Source organism: Paraburkholderia sp. USG1, assembly GCF_031570135.1.
GTDB classification, from domain to species: domain Bacteria; phylum Pseudomonadota; class Gammaproteobacteria; order Burkholderiales; family Burkholderiaceae; genus Paraburkholderia; species Paraburkholderia dioscoreae.
The window spans coordinates 81,848-94,557 of sequence record NZ_JAMWXW010000010.1 but is presented as its reverse complement, the minus strand read 5'-3'; the positions used below and the strand labels follow the sequence as shown (position 1 = coordinate 94,557).

Here is a 12,710-nt window from a genome sequence, read left to right as displayed (position 1 = left end):
CGTTGGGACCGGAAGCGTGAAGGGTGCGAGGCGTGGTTAAAAACGCCGTTAAAAAGCACGGTTAAACAAAGCTCTGCGCGAGCGAGCCGAGCAGCAACTGCCAGCCGTCGACCAGCACGAACAGCATCAGCTTGAACGGCAGCGAAATGGTCGCGGGCGACACCATCATCATACCCATCGACATCAGCACGCTCGCCACCACCATATCGATGATGAGGAACGGGATGAAAATCGTAAAGCCGATCTGGAAGCCGGTTTTCAGTTCGCTAGTCACGAACGAGGGCACCAGCAGCGACAGCGGCACGTCTTCCGGACCTTGCATGGGCGCGGCGTGCGAGATGCGCGCGAACAGGGCGAGGTCGCTTTCGCGGGTCTGGCGCAGCATGAACGTCTTGAACGGCGCGAGACCGCGATTGACCGCGGTCTCCATCGGGATCGACCCGTCGGAGAACGGCTTGTAGCCGTCGGTGTAGGCCTTGTCGAGCACCGGTGACATGACGAACAGCGTGAGGAACAGCGCGAGCCCGACCAGCACCTGGTTAGGCGGCGTCGTGGTCGTGCCGAGCGCCTGGCGCAGCAGCGAGAGCACGATGATGATGCGCGTGAAGCTCGTCATCATCAGCACCATTGCCGGCAGGAACGACAGCATCGTGAGCAGCAGCATGGTCTGCACACTCAGCGAGTACGTCGTGCCGCCGTTCGGGCCGGGGCTCGTGTTGAAGGCCGGCAAGCCGGCTGCCTGGGCGAACGACAGCGTCGGCAGCGCGAGCAGCAGCGCCGGCAGCGCGACCGGCGCGACACGGCGCAGCGCGCGGCCGAGCATGGAGATCACTTTCGTCGGGACGGTGCTGAACATACGGGCGGATTGCGCGTGACGCGCCGATGGAAGACTGAACTGCATTACCGAACCCCGCCGCCTTGCCCGTTGAAACGTTTACCGACTTCGCCCTTCAAGGCATCGCGAAAACGCTGGCCGAAGGTGCCCGGCAGAGCAGCGCTTGCGCCTGACGCACCGGCTGTGCCGGGCTGCGTGGCGCTGAGCGGATCGACGGCGGCCGAGCCTGCCGGCATGGTGTGAAGCAGGCGGACATTGCCGGGCGCCGCGCCGAGCACGAGCCACGTATCGCCGATCTCGACCACCGCGACCCGCTCCTTGCCGCCGAGCGAGGCGCCGCCGATGGTTTTCACAAGGCCGCCGCGATTCGCCGGCTGCAGGCCGAGGCGGCGAGCGAGCCATGCACAACCGAACACCAGACCGATCACGACCAGCAGGCCGACAATGGTCTGCAACACTGCGCCGACGCCGAGCGCCGGAACGGCAGTACCCGCACCGACGCCCGAGGCGATTTTCGCGGCGTTGTTGACCGCGTTCATATCCGCCGCGTGAGCGGCCGAGGGTGTGAGCAGCAAGAACAACGACGTTGAGGCGGATACCATCGCCGCGACGTTCGCAGCCAGTGCGGCGCAAGTCGGGACAGTGCGCGACGCGGCGCGACCGGCAACGCGTTTCATCGATTCAGCTTCCGGATACGTTCGGACGGCGTGATGATGTCGGTCAGGCGGATACCGAACTTGTCGTTCACCACCACCACCTCGCCCTGCGCGATCAGGCAGCCGTTGACCAGCACGTCCATTGGTTCGCCGGCCATGCCGTCCAGTTCCACCACCGAACCCTGGGCGAGTTGCAGCAGGTTGCGGATCGCGATCTTGGTGCGGCCGAGTTCGACGGTCATCTGAACTGGAATGTCCAGGATCATGTCGATGTCGTTGCGCGTCGAGGTCGGCTCGACTTTCGACAGCGGCTGGAACACGCCGGCCGTGGTCGCGCTGACTTCCGTATTGTCGTTCTGCTCGGCCAGCGCGCTGGCCCAGTCCGCCATGGCCGCGTCGTCTTCGGCAGCGGCGGCGTCGGCGGCCAGTTGCGGCTCGCCGGCGGCCAGTTCAGCCTCGGGTTTTGCGTTCAGGTCACTCATATCCACCTTCCTTCATCGTGTCGGCTGCGCTGATCATCTTCTGGACCCGCAACGCGTACTGACCATTGAAAATTCCGTAGCCGCACTCCATTACCGGCACGCCATCGACTTTCGCCGTGATGTGTTCGGGAATGTTGATCGGCAAAACATCGCCTTTGCGCATGTTCAGGATCTGTTCGAACGTGACCGGCACCTTCGCGAGGTCGGCGGTCAGCTCCACTTCCGCTGCCTGCACCTGCTGCGACAGCACGCGGACCCAGCGGCGGTCGACTTCGAGCGCCTCGCCCTGGATCGGCGACGAGAGAATGTCGCGGATCGGCTCGATCATCGAGTACGGCATGCAGATGTGCAGCGTGCCGCCGGTCGTGCCGAACTCGATCGAGAACTGCGTGACGATGACGATTTCGTTCGGCGTCGCCACGTTGGCGAACTGCGTGTGCATTTCAGAGCGCACGTATTCGAACTGCAACGGACGTACGCTTTTCCACGACGCCGTGTAGTTGTCGAACACCAGGTTGAGCAGCTTGTTGATGATGCGCTGCTCGGTCTGCGTGAAGTCGCGCCCTTCGACGCGAGTATGGAAACGCCCGTCGCCGCCGAACAGGTTGTCGACCACGAAGAACACCAGGTTCGGATCGAACACGAACAGCGACGTGCCGCGTAACGGCTTCACGTGGACCAGGTTCAGATTGGTCGGGATCGGCAGGTTGCGGGTGAATTCGCTGTACTTCTGCACCTTCACCGGACCGACGGAGATTTCCGCCGAGCGCCGCATGAAGTTGAAGATACCGACGCGCAACAGACGCGCGAAACGGTCGTTGATAATTTCGAGGCCGGGCATCCGGCCGCGGACAATGCGTTCCTGCGTCGCGATGTTGTAGGGCCGTACGCCCGCACGGTCGCTTTGCTCGGCTTCCGAGTCGGTTTCGCCGGTTACGCCCTTGAGGAGGGCATCGACCTCCTCCTGGGACATGAACTCTTCGTGGCCCATTCCTTATTCCTCGTGCATCCCGTGGCGGTTGATGATGGCAGCGCTGATTAACGTCACGACCGGCGTCACTGCACGACGAATTCGGTGAACAGCACGTCCTGGACATGGATCGGCGCGGCACCCTTGTCGGTCGGCTGTTCGATCAGCATCTGAAGTTCCGTGGCGAGGGCGCGCTTGCCTTCGAGCGGCGCGAGTTCTTCAGGGTGCTTGTTCGACAATGCGAGCAGGATGCGGCTGCGCACTTCGGGCATGTGTTCGGTGAGTTCCTGCTGGGTCTTCGCGTCGGTGAGTTTGAGCGTCAGGCCGATGCGCAGGAAGTGCGGCTGGCCGTCGTCCGATTGCAGGTTGACGGTCATCGATTCGAGCGGGAAGAACAGCGGCGCGGCGAGCGGCGCCGGCGCGCTGGCGGTTTCCGCCGACCCGGCTGCGGGGGCGCGCTTGGACATGAAGAACCACACCCCCGCGCCGGCTGCGCCCGCGGCAATGATCGCGATGAGCACGATCAGGATGATGCGCTTCAAGGGGCCCGGGGAAGCGGGCGCGGCTTGCTGGTTTGCGGTCGTGGTTGCCATGAGGTTTGCTTTGCTTGCCTTTAGTGCTGGTGAGGGTGATTGTTGTTTATTTGCCTGCGGCGCGATGGGTCGAAAAGAAGGGTTATTGCGGGCTATCTCTTGTTTTTGGTGCGGGGGTGCGGTTTTGGGTTTGGCCTTTGGCCTTTCCTTGAGGTCGCGGTGGTCTATTTGCGTTGCCCCTGTGCGGGGCGGCACCTACTTTCTTTGCCGCGGCAAAGAAAGTAGGCAAAGAAAGCCGCTTCACACCGCCAGCACTTAAGCGGAGCCCTCGCACAGACCCGGTAGTGGACCATCTGGAATCCGGGTTCTCGCACATTCGGCCACGGTGACAAGGCCGTCATACATCCGGCGGCGCTCCGCGCGCCGTCGCGGTACTTTCTCCACCGCCAGATGCAAATTGGCGCCCGTTGGAGGCCGCCATTCACAAATCACCGGAATCGTGTGCCGGTCATGCCTTCGGGGTCCAGGGAATGTTGGTGCGCGTTACTTCCCGTCACGCGAATGTGTCGACCAGGCCTATCGTGCGTCGTGTCGGGACGCTCACCGTCGTGTCGATCGGGTCTGTGCCGCCGCCAAACGATCCGCTCGCGCCGCTCGAACGACCCCCAGATCGGCCGGAGTCGGCGTTCTGCTGTTGGCTGCCCTGGCGCGCAAAGCCGTCGCTGACGCTCGCGCTCCCCAGTCCAATGCCGTTCGATTCCATTGCTTCGCGCAACTTCGGTAACGCCGCTTCGACGGCTTCGCGCACGGATTGATGCTGCGAAACAAACAGCGCATGTGCATGGTTATCGGCAACCTGCAACACAACCTGTAACGGTCCCAGATCCTTCGGGTTCAAGGTCAACTCGGCACTCTGCGAATGCGCGTTCGAGAGGAACACCACCTTCTGGCTCAATGCGTCCTCCCAGTCGGTCGTGCCGACCTGCGGTGACAAGGCGTTCGCCGCCTCCGCCGCGCCGGCATTGCCAGTGGTCTGCATGGCGGCCGTCGTGCTCGCGGCGCCGGCCGCGGCTTGTGCGGCAGCCAGTGCCGCCGTCGCCGCGTCGGTAGCGCTCTTGAAGGACGCCAGATCGTCTGCCGACACGCCGCCGGCAGCCGTTGCCGTCATTGCATCCGCCGCCGCTTTTGCCGCGGCGGATGGGTCGGCTAAGGTCGTCGCGGCAGCCGTCAGAGTGCTCCTCGATGCGGTCGATCCCTTGCCGTCGCCGAATAGTCCGCCCGCAAGCGTCTTGCCGTCCGAGGTTCCGTTCAGCTCCGCATGGGTGCCGGTCAGGCCGTTTGCCGAAGTCGCGGCGCTGGCTGCCGCGCCGCTCGCCATCGCTTGTGCCGGGACGGCGCCCTGGCTGTTCGCCAGCGCGGCCAACGCTGCCTGCAATGCGTCCTGCAATGACTTCGGATCGGCGGCAGCGGTCTTTTTGCCCGAGACGCCGCCGGTCGCGGCGTCCGTGCTCGTGCCGGGCAACGCGGTCGCGGCGTCGGTCAAGGCCGTGGCAGGGTCGGTGGCCGGCGTGGTGGCGTCGTTCGCGTCGGCCTGAGCTTGTGCCTGTGCCTGGGCAGCAGCGGCCGCTGCCGCGGTGCCGGCATCGGTCTGGTTTGCCGAGTTGCCGGTCTTCGGCGGCGTGGTGCTGGTCTTGTCGGTCGAAGCCTGTGTGTTGCCCTGCGCAGGCGTGGACGCCGCCGAACTCGCCGGCTTGCTGGTGTCCTTGCTGCTGTTCGCGTCGTCCGCGCTTTTCGTGGCGGGATCGGGCGGCGGCGGTGCGTCGTGCACGCTCGACGAAGACGGCGACGGCTGCTGCTGGCTCGCGCTCTGCGCAGCCGCGCTGTTCTGCTGGTCGATGCTTTGCTGCAGCGTTTGCGAGAACGGTTTGGCGTTCGCCGCCGCAGCCATAGCGGCGCTAGTGGACGTGCTGCCAGCGGAGCCGAGCAACGAGCCGATCTGTGAGAGAAGCGACATAGGGAATCCTGTCAATCCGTCAAACGGGGTGTTCAGTCAATCGGGGCGGCGCTCATGCGCGTCATGCGCCTCGTGCAATTCATGCGCCTTCGGTGCGCATTCTCAGAATCCGGGCCGCGTGTTCGTCGGCGTCGCGCTGATCGCGCCGCGCCGTGGTCACGGCTTCGGCGGCTTCGCCGCGCGCCTGCAGCACTTCATAGGAGCCGAGCTTCTGCTTCTGACGCTGCCAGTCCGGTTTCGCGGCCTCGACACGCGCGGTGGCCGTCGCCAGCAGGTTGCGCTGCTGTTCGATGGCGGCGTCGAGCGTGTCGATGAATGCCTGGAAGTTGCGCATGTTGCCAGCGGGCATGCCCGTCTGGGCGGATGCCGTGAAGCGCGCGTGATATTCGTCGCGATACTGCACGAGGGCGTCGAGTTGCGATTGCACGTCGTTGCGCTCGCGCTGCGCGCGGCCCAGACGTTGCGCCGCGGCGTCCACATCGTCCTGAGCCAGGCCGATGAGCGTCTTGATCGGGAAGTGTTTCGCCATCGTCAGCCTCCTTGGGCAAACAGCGCGTCCAGCATTTCGAGACTCGGTTCAAAGTTCGCGCACTCGCGAAAGCCTTGCTGCAAAAATGCTTCCATCCGCGGATACAGCGCGATGGCACGGTCGAGCAGCGCGTCGCGCCCGCTCGAATACGCACCGACGTTGATCAGATCGCGGTTACGCTGATAGCGCGACAGCATCTGCTTGAACATACGCGTCTTCTCGAGATGGTTATCGTCGATCAGCGCGGTCATTGCCCGGCTAATCGACGCTTCAATGTCGATGGCCGGATAGTGGCCGGCCTCGGCCAGCGAGCGCGACAGCACGATGTGGCCGTCCAGAATCGCCCGAGCGGAGTCGGCGATCGGATCCTGCTGGTCGTCGCCCTCGGTCAGCACGGTGTAGAACGCGGTGATCGAACCGCCGCCTGCCGGGCCGTTGCCGGTCCGCTCGACGAGCGCCGGCAGCTTGGCGAACACCGAAGGCGGATAGCCCTTGGTGGCAGGCGGCTCGCCCACGGCCAGCGCGATCTCGCGCTGCGCCATCGCGTAACGGGTCAGCGAATCCATCAGCAGCAGCACATGCTTGCCCTGGTCGCGGAAATATTCGGCAAGCGACGTCGAATAGGACGCGGCCTGCATCCGCAGAAGCGGCGAGACGTCGGCGGGCGCTGCGATCACCACGGAGCGCGCCAGACCTTCCTCGCCGAGAATCTGCTCGATGAACTCCTTCACTTCGCGACCGCGTTCGCCGATCAGACCGATCACGATCACTTCGGCGCTGGTGTAGCGCGCCATCGTGCCGAGCAGCACCGATTTACCCACGCCCGAACCGGCGAACAGGCCCATGCGCTGGCCGCGGCCGACGGTCAACAACGCGTTGATCGCGCGCACGCCGACGTCGAGCACCTTGTGAATCGGTTCGCGGTTCAGCGGATTGATGACCGGTGCGGACAGCGGCGCGTCGGCATGCGCGCCGAGAGGACCGAGTCCGTCGAGCGGACGGCCGGACGCATCCAGCACGCGGCCAAGCAATTCCCAGCCGACCGGCAGGCGCTTGGCACCCGCCATCGGATCGGCGATCGGCGCGCTTTCGAGCGGAAACACGCGTGCGCCGGGCAGGAGGCCGATCACTTCGGTGGTCGGCATCAGAAACAGTTTGTCGCCGGAGAAGCCGACTACTTCGGCCTCGGCCATCGGCAGCGAACTGCCTTGCGGCAGTTCGATCATCACTTCGGCGCCCACCGAGAGGCGCAAGCCGACCGCTTCGAGCACCAGACCGGCGGCGCGTGTGAGACGCCCGCAGGCGCGCATCGGCTTGGCGATCGCGTTGCGGGCACGCAATGCGTCGAGCCGGCCGCGCCAGGCTTGCATGTACGGGTTGCTGTCGAGCGCAGGGTCGTAAGGAGCACGGATGGCGTGGGCGGGGGCGGCGGAAGCCGGGCTCGAAGCGGCGGCGTCGCGGATCGCGGCGGCGCCCGTCGCCGGATGGGCATGTGCCGGATCGCGCAGCGCGGCGTCGATGGCCGCGACGGCCGCTGCAGCGGGCATTACCGCATCCGGAGCGTCGGCCAGCGCTTCGGCGCCGAACGACGCCAGCGCCAGCTCGCGTTCGAGCGGCGTCAGATCGCTGGCGCGAATTTCTTCGAGCGTCGGCTTCACCATGTGCTTACCTTGCCGAGTGCGGCAGCCACGCGCTCCCAGCGTGTGTCGATGCCGGCGTCCACTTCGCCGGTGCCGGCCTGCGCGCGGCAACCGCCGCGCTCCACCGCCGGATCGGTACGCACGGTCCAGCCGCGCGTTTGCAGTTCTTCCATCAGATAGGCTTCGACGACCGGCAGATCGGCGGGACTCACGATCAGGGCTGGCGCGCCGACCAGCGTAGGTTCGCTCGCCAGCACCTCGCGCGCGGCCGCGATCAGCGCTGTCGGGTCGTGCTGCACGTGCTGACGCACCACCTGTTGCGCGATGTCGAGCGCCAGTGCGACCAGCGTTTCGGAGATCGCGCCCTGGGCGCCGTCGAGCGCCGCCTTGAAGGTTTCGGCCAAGGCGGCGAGCCGCCCCGCTTCTTCACGCGCTTCGCTCTGGCCTTGCTCGAAACCCTGCGCGTGACCTTGCTCGTAGCCGGCCTGGTAGCCGAGCGCCTGACCGGCCACGTGGCCGGAGGCGATGCCCTGTGCATGCGCAGCCTCGCGCAGACGTTCGAGTTCGGCTTCGAATGCGCCGTCGTCGACTTCGGGTTCGGGCGGTGCCGGCGGCGCCGGATCGAACGAGGCCATCTCCCAGCGCTGGTAGGCCGAGAGGCTTTCCTTCGCCGTGGAGTTCGAATCAGACATAGGCATCTTCGGCCTTGCCGCCTAGAACGATCTGGCCGCCTTCGGCCAGGTTGCGCACGATCTGCAGGATGCGGCGCTGCTGCGTCTCGACTTCGGAGACGCGCACCGGACCGCGCGCGTCCAGATCTTCGGCGAGCAGTTCGGCAGCACGCTGCGACATGTTCGACAGGAACTTCTGGCGCAGCGCGGGCGGCGCGCCCTTCAGCGAGATGATCAGCGCCTCGGACTCGACTTCCTTCAGCAACAGCTGGATCGCGCGGTCCTCCAGATCGAGCAGGTTCTCGAACACAAACATCTGATCAATGATCTTCTGCGCAAGTTCCGCGTCGTACTGGCGAACGTTCTCGATAACGCCTTCCTCATGATTGCTGGACATGAAGTTGAGAATTTCAGCCGCCGTGCGGATACCGCCCATCGGGCTGCGCTTGAGGTTGTCGCTGCCGGACAGCAGACCCGTCAGCACGTCGTCGAGTTCGCGCAGCGCGGCCGGCTGGATGCCGTCGAGCGTGGCGATGCGCAGCAGCACGTCGTTGCGCAGCCGCTCCGTGAAGCAGGCGACGATTTCCGAAGCCTGATCGCGGTCCAGGTGAACGAGGATGGTGGCAATGATCTGCGGATGCTCGTTCTTGATGAGTTCGGCGACCGCCGCGGAATCCATCCACTTCAGGCCCTCGATACCGCTGGTATCGCTGCCCTGCAGAATCCGGTCGATGATCGCGCCGGCCTTGTCGTCGCCGAGCGCCTTGGTCAGCACCGAACGGATGTACTCGTTCGAATCGAGCGACATGCCGGTGTGCTGCTCGGCCTCGCGCACGAATTCCTGCAGGACTTCGTCGACCTGCTCGCGGGTCACGCTCTTCAATGCGGCCATCGCGACGCCGATCTTCTGGACTTCGCGCGGCCCGAGGAACTTGAACACCTGCGCGGCTTCTTCCTCGCCGATCGACATCAGCAGGAGCGCGCTCTTCATTACGCCTTCAGCGCTCATCGGACACCCAATTTTTCACGACGGTTGCGACGATCTTCGGATCCTGGCGCGCGATGTTGCGCGCGAATTCCAGGTTCCGCTCATATTTGTGCTTGGAGTTTTCGAGCGCGAGCAGTTCGCTGTCGGATTCCAGTTCAGCGACCGAACTTCCGCCCGCACCCACGCGCTCGGCGGCGGGAATGCCATCCAGCAGGATCGGCTCGTCCGGCGACGGCAGCGCCCCGGCGACGGGCGGCTCCGGCGGCGGGAAGGCGCGGCGCAACGCCGGCTTCACCATCACGAAATAGAGGAACAGGGCGACCGCGCCGATGCCGAGGTAAGTAGCGATCTGCTTGGCGAGCGCGATCATGTCCGGCGTGCGCCACCACGGCAGGTCGGCGTTCGGGTCGAGGTCGGTGCTGAACGCGCTATTGACCACGTTGACCGAGTCGCCGCGCGCCTGGTCGAAGCCCATCGCATCCTTGACCAGCTGATTGACCTGCGCGAGCTTGTCGGCGGTGACCGGCTGCATCGTGGCGTGGCCCTTGGCGTCGACCACCCGCAGGTAATTCACCACCACCGCCACCGACAGACGCTTGATGCCGCCCATCGGCCGTTCGAGGTGCCGCACGGTCTTGTCGAGTTCGTAGTTGGTGGTCGAATCCTTGCGGTCGCTGACCGGCGTGGTCGTCACGCCGCTCGCGCCGGTCGGCGCGTTGATCGGCGCGGAGGCTGGCTGCGGCGGCTGGTTCGACAGCGCGCCCGGCACGCCCGAGGCGGCGCCTTGCGACATTTCGGTGGCGCTGCTCGACTGCTGGCTGCGGATCGCCGCCTGTTGCGGGTTGCCGTTCGGGCCGTAGTTTTCCGAGGTCTGCTCGCTGTGCGAGAAGTCGATGTCGGCGCTCACCTGAGAATGCGCGTTGCCCGAGCCGAACAGGGGCGCGAGGATCGCGTCGATGCGCTGCTGGGTGCTGCGCTCGATCTGCTGGCGGTATTTCAGTTGCGAGGCGTCGAGGCCGTTGCCGGTGGACGGCTGCGTGAGTAGATTGCCGTCCTGGTCGAGAATGGTGACGCCCTTCACCGGCATATCCGGCACTGCCGAGGACACCATATGGGTAATCGCCAGCACCTGGCCCTCGTCGAGCGCTCGGCCAGGGTAGAGGTTGACCAGCACGGAGGCGGACGGCGCTTCCTTGTCGCGCACGAACACGGAGGGCTTCGGAATCGCCAGATGCACGCGGGCCGACTTCACCGACGAAATCGATTCCACCGTGCGCTCCAGTTCGCCTTCCAGTGCACGCTGATAGTTGATCTGCTCGGCGAACTGGCTGATGCCGAACTTCTGGTTGTCCATCAGTTCGAAGCCGACCGAACCGCTCTTGGGCAGACCCTGCGACGCGAGGCGCAGACGCATTTCATGCACCTGCTCGGCCGGCACGAGGATCGCGCCGCCCGCGTCGGAGAATTTATAGGGAATGTTGGCCGCCTGGAGCGCGGTGATGATCGCGCCGCCGTCGCGGTCCGACAGATTGCTGTAAAGCACCTTGTAGTCCGGCGCCCGCGACCACAGGAACAGGCCCACCACCACGGCGACCAGCAGCGCGACTGCAAAAATCAACGGGGCGCGCGGGTTGCCGCGCATTTGCGCGAGGCCTGACAGGCGCTGACCGAAGTTGCCGCCGAGGCTGCCCGAAAGGCCACCCAGGTCCGCGCCGCCGGCCTGGCCGGCGCCGGCCGCACCGGCGCCAGGCTGCGCGCCGGCGAGGCCCATGCGGGCGTCGGGGTTGATCAAAGAGTTGGCTGACGAATCCATGCGTCGGGTTTCTCCGGGATGCCTTTTGCGTTCTGCCGCTCACCGCGCCGAGGGTCGGCGGGCGCACGGACAGAGACTTTCACCCTCGAAATTATCCGCAGCGCGGCCCAACCCGATTGCTTGAATAGAGCCGGGTTTCCCCCCTAGTTTCGGGGCTTTCCCGTATAGCCCGCTGCTATGCTTTCATCCAGATCGGTACGGTTCCGGCATGCCGGTCGTCATTCCCTGGAGAAAACATGACTTTCCCCGTGAACGCGCTCTCGTCGGCGCTGCAACAGATGCAGTCGATGGCGGCGCAAGCGGCCGGCGGCAGCACGGCCGTGGCCGATACGTCCAGCGCGGCAACGCCCACCGGCTTTGCCTCCGCGCTGAAAGCATCGCTCGACAAGATCAGCGGCGATCAGACCAAGGCGATCGGCGAATCGAAAGCGTTCGAGCTCGGCGCGTCGAACGTGTCGCTGAACGACGTGATGGTCGATATGCAGAAGGCCAACGTGGGTTTCCAGTTCGGCCTGCAGGTGCGCAACAAGCTGGTGTCCGCCTATAACGACATCATGCAGATGTCGGTGTGAACGCGGCTCGGGCGGCAAGGCTTACCCGCGCGCCCGAACGCGTGCATGCCGTGCGGCCCTCGCGGGCCGCATCAATTGACCCCTTAATCCTCCTTACACCGGCCTAAAGCTTTCGCGCTGCCTATCCGATAACCAGGTACAGGCAGAAATCGGGGCGCGGCAACGTGCCCGGATGGGGAGCCACGACCAACCGCAGTGCAAGAGAGGAGGAGCGCCGATGTTTTCCCCAGGACACTCTGGAGCCAATGCGTACGCACGCGTCGGCGTCGAGACAGGGGTGATGGGCGCGAGTCCGCATCGTCTGATCGTGATGTTGTATCAGGGCGCCCGGCAGGCCATCGCGCAGGCCCGCATGCACCTGCAGCAAGGCAACGTGCCGGCTCGTGGAGAAGCGATCGGCAAGGCGATCCAGATCGTCGAAAGCGGGCTGCAGCAGTCGCTCAACCTTGAGGCGGGCGGCGAGATTGCAGAGCGGTTGAATGCGCTATATAGCTATATGTCGCGCCGGCTGCTCGAAGCCAATATAAAACAGAGCGAGGCGATGCTCGTCGAGGTGGATGGCCTTCTGGCGACACTCGAGGAAGCATGGATCGGGATTGCCCCGGAGATCGCGCGGATGGCAGCTCAGCCGGCCGCGGAAAGCATGAGATGACATCGAACGCAGAATACTTCGCCCGTTATGAGGCGATTGCAGCGATTTCCTGCCGCATGCTGACGGCTGCCCGGCGCGCACTGTGGAACGATCTCGTCCACCTGCAAGAGGAGTACCGGCATCTGGTGGAGGCGTTGCGAGACGCCGAAACCGGCGTGAAGCTCGACGAGGCGGAGCGTCTGCGCAAATACGCGCTGATCCGCCAGATCCTCGCCGACGACGCTGCGATCCGCGATCTGGCGAATCCGCGCATGGCCGGTCTGTCGGCGCTGTTCGCCGGACGGCCGACTCACGTGCTCAAGGAACTGTACGGGGCGCGCTGAGTTTTGCCGCTTGCGCCGCCTGCGCCTCTATC

14 protein-coding genes are annotated in these 12,710 nt (G+C 65.2%); 3 read left to right on the top strand and 11 right to left on the bottom strand.

Annotated elements, in window-relative coordinates:
- Positions 1–61: 61 nt before the first annotated feature.
- The 11 genes from fliP to fliF form a co-directional block, all read right to left on the bottom strand.
- Positions 62–856, bottom strand: coding sequence for a flagellar type III secretion system pore protein FliP (gene fliP, locus NE850_RS15430; RefSeq protein ID WP_157187866.1), 795 nt, complete (start codon positions 854–856; stop codon positions 62–64).
- Positions 857–900: 44 nt separating this feature from the next.
- Positions 901–1,512: a flagellar biosynthetic protein FliO gene (fliO, locus tag NE850_RS15425; RefSeq protein WP_007179936.1), complete on the bottom strand. Its 612-nt coding sequence runs from the start codon at positions 1,510–1,512 to the stop codon at positions 901–903.
- On the bottom strand, positions 1,509–1,973 hold the full coding sequence (gene fliN, locus NE850_RS15420) for a flagellar motor switch protein FliN (protein WP_007179935.1): 465 nt from the start codon (positions 1,971–1,973) through the stop codon (positions 1,509–1,511). Before fliN ends, fliO begins: the two co-directional genes overlap by 4 nt.
- Positions 1,966–2,964, bottom strand: coding sequence for a flagellar motor switch protein FliM (gene fliM / locus NE850_RS15415; RefSeq protein ID WP_007179934.1), 999 nt, complete (start codon positions 2,962–2,964; stop codon positions 1,966–1,968). Before fliM ends, fliN begins: the two co-directional genes overlap by 8 nt.
- A gap of 65 nt (positions 2,965–3,029) precedes the next feature.
- A complete protein-coding gene (gene fliL, locus NE850_RS15410; protein WP_310698901.1) occupies positions 3,030–3,536 on the bottom strand; it encodes a flagellar basal body-associated protein FliL in 507 nt (168 codons plus the stop codon).
- A gap of 493 nt (positions 3,537–4,029) precedes the next feature.
- Positions 4,030–5,490: a flagellar hook-length control protein FliK gene (locus NE850_RS15405; RefSeq protein ID WP_007179932.1), complete on the bottom strand. Its 1,461-nt coding sequence runs from the start codon at positions 5,488–5,490 to the stop codon at positions 4,030–4,032.
- 79 nt (positions 5,491–5,569) lie between these two features.
- Positions 5,570–6,019, bottom strand: coding sequence for a flagellar export protein FliJ (gene fliJ / locus NE850_RS15400; RefSeq protein ID WP_007179931.1), 450 nt, complete (start codon positions 6,017–6,019; stop codon positions 5,570–5,572).
- 2 nt (positions 6,020–6,021) lie between these two features.
- Positions 6,022–7,680 carry a flagellar protein export ATPase FliI gene (gene fliI, locus NE850_RS15395; RefSeq protein ID WP_310698900.1) on the bottom strand — a complete coding sequence of 553 codons (1,659 nt, stop codon included), beginning with the start codon at positions 7,678–7,680 and terminating at the stop codon, positions 6,022–6,024.
- Positions 7,674–8,357 carry a flagellar assembly protein FliH gene (fliH, locus tag NE850_RS15390; protein WP_007179929.1) on the bottom strand — a complete coding sequence of 228 codons (684 nt, stop codon included), beginning with the start codon at positions 8,355–8,357 and terminating at the stop codon, positions 7,674–7,676. The genes fliI and fliH overlap by 7 nt, the downstream gene beginning before the upstream one ends.
- Positions 8,344–9,339, bottom strand: a complete 996-nt coding sequence (fliG, locus tag NE850_RS15385; RefSeq protein WP_007179928.1) for a flagellar motor switch protein FliG — start codon at positions 9,337–9,339, stop codon at positions 8,344–8,346. Before fliG ends, fliH begins: the two co-directional genes overlap by 14 nt.
- Positions 9,329–11,131: a flagellar basal-body MS-ring/collar protein FliF gene (gene fliF, locus NE850_RS15380; protein WP_007179927.1), complete on the bottom strand. Its 1,803-nt coding sequence runs from the start codon at positions 11,129–11,131 to the stop codon at positions 9,329–9,331. Before fliF ends, fliG begins: the two co-directional genes overlap by 11 nt.
- 236 nt (positions 11,132–11,367) lie before the next feature.
- Here fliF and fliE point away from each other — a divergent pair, with 236 nt between their 5' ends.
- The 3 genes from fliE to NE850_RS15365 all read left to right on the top strand — a co-directional run bounded on the left by fliE (position 11,368) and on the right by NE850_RS15365 (position 12,678).
- Positions 11,368–11,703 carry a flagellar hook-basal body complex protein FliE gene (gene fliE / locus NE850_RS15375; protein ID WP_007179926.1) on the top strand — a complete coding sequence of 112 codons (336 nt, stop codon included), beginning with the start codon at positions 11,368–11,370 and terminating at the stop codon, positions 11,701–11,703.
- 217 nt (positions 11,704–11,920) lie between these two features.
- On the top strand, positions 11,921–12,355 hold the full coding sequence (gene fliS / locus NE850_RS15370; RefSeq protein ID WP_007179925.1) for a flagellar export chaperone FliS: 435 nt from the start codon (positions 11,921–11,923) through the stop codon (positions 12,353–12,355).
- On the top strand, positions 12,352–12,678 hold the full coding sequence (locus NE850_RS15365) for a flagellar protein FliT (protein WP_007179924.1): 327 nt from the start codon (positions 12,352–12,354) through the stop codon (positions 12,676–12,678). The genes fliS and NE850_RS15365 overlap by 4 nt, the downstream gene beginning before the upstream one ends.
- The last annotated feature ends 32 nt before the right edge of the window (positions 12,679–12,710 follow it).

Bases quoted from the DNA above. Each gene is read 5' to 3' on its own strand.
- fliP (WP_157187866.1), bottom strand. From the start codon at position 856: ATGTTCAGCACCGTCCCGACGAAAGTGATCTCCATGCTCGGCCGCGCG.
- fliO (WP_007179936.1), bottom strand. From the start codon at position 1,512: ATGAAACGCGTTGCCGGTCGCGCCGCGTCGCGCACTGTCCCGACTTGC.
- fliN (WP_007179935.1), bottom strand. From the start codon at position 1,973: ATGAGTGACCTGAACGCAAAACCCGAGGCTGAACTGGCCGCCGGCGAG.
- fliM (WP_007179934.1), bottom strand. From the start codon at position 2,964: ATGGGCCACGAAGAGTTCATGTCCCAGGAGGAGGTCGATGCCCTCCTC.
- fliL (WP_310698901.1), bottom strand. From the start codon at position 3,536: ATGGCAACCACGACCGCAAACCAGCAAGCCGCGCCCGCTTCCCCGGGC.
- NE850_RS15405 (WP_007179932.1), bottom strand. From the start codon at position 5,490: ATGTCGCTTCTCTCACAGATCGGCTCGTTGCTCGGCTCCGCTGGCAGC.
- fliJ (WP_007179931.1), bottom strand. From the start codon at position 6,019: ATGGCGAAACACTTCCCGATCAAGACGCTCATCGGCCTGGCTCAGGAC.
- fliI (WP_310698900.1), bottom strand. From the start codon at position 7,680: ATGGTGAAGCCGACGCTCGAAGAAATTCGCGCCAGCGATCTGACGCCG.
- fliH (WP_007179929.1), bottom strand. From the start codon at position 8,357: ATGCCTATGTCTGATTCGAACTCCACGGCGAAGGAAAGCCTCTCGGCC.
- fliG (WP_007179928.1), bottom strand. From the start codon at position 9,339: ATGAGCGCTGAAGGCGTAATGAAGAGCGCGCTCCTGCTGATGTCGATC.
- fliF (WP_007179927.1), bottom strand. From the start codon at position 11,131: ATGGATTCGTCAGCCAACTCTTTGATCAACCCCGACGCCCGCATGGGC.
- fliE (WP_007179926.1), top strand. From the start codon at position 11,368: ATGACTTTCCCCGTGAACGCGCTCTCGTCGGCGCTGCAACAGATGCAG.
- fliS (WP_007179925.1), top strand. From the start codon at position 11,921: ATGTTTTCCCCAGGACACTCTGGAGCCAATGCGTACGCACGCGTCGGC.
- NE850_RS15365 (WP_007179924.1), top strand. From the start codon at position 12,352: ATGACATCGAACGCAGAATACTTCGCCCGTTATGAGGCGATTGCAGCG.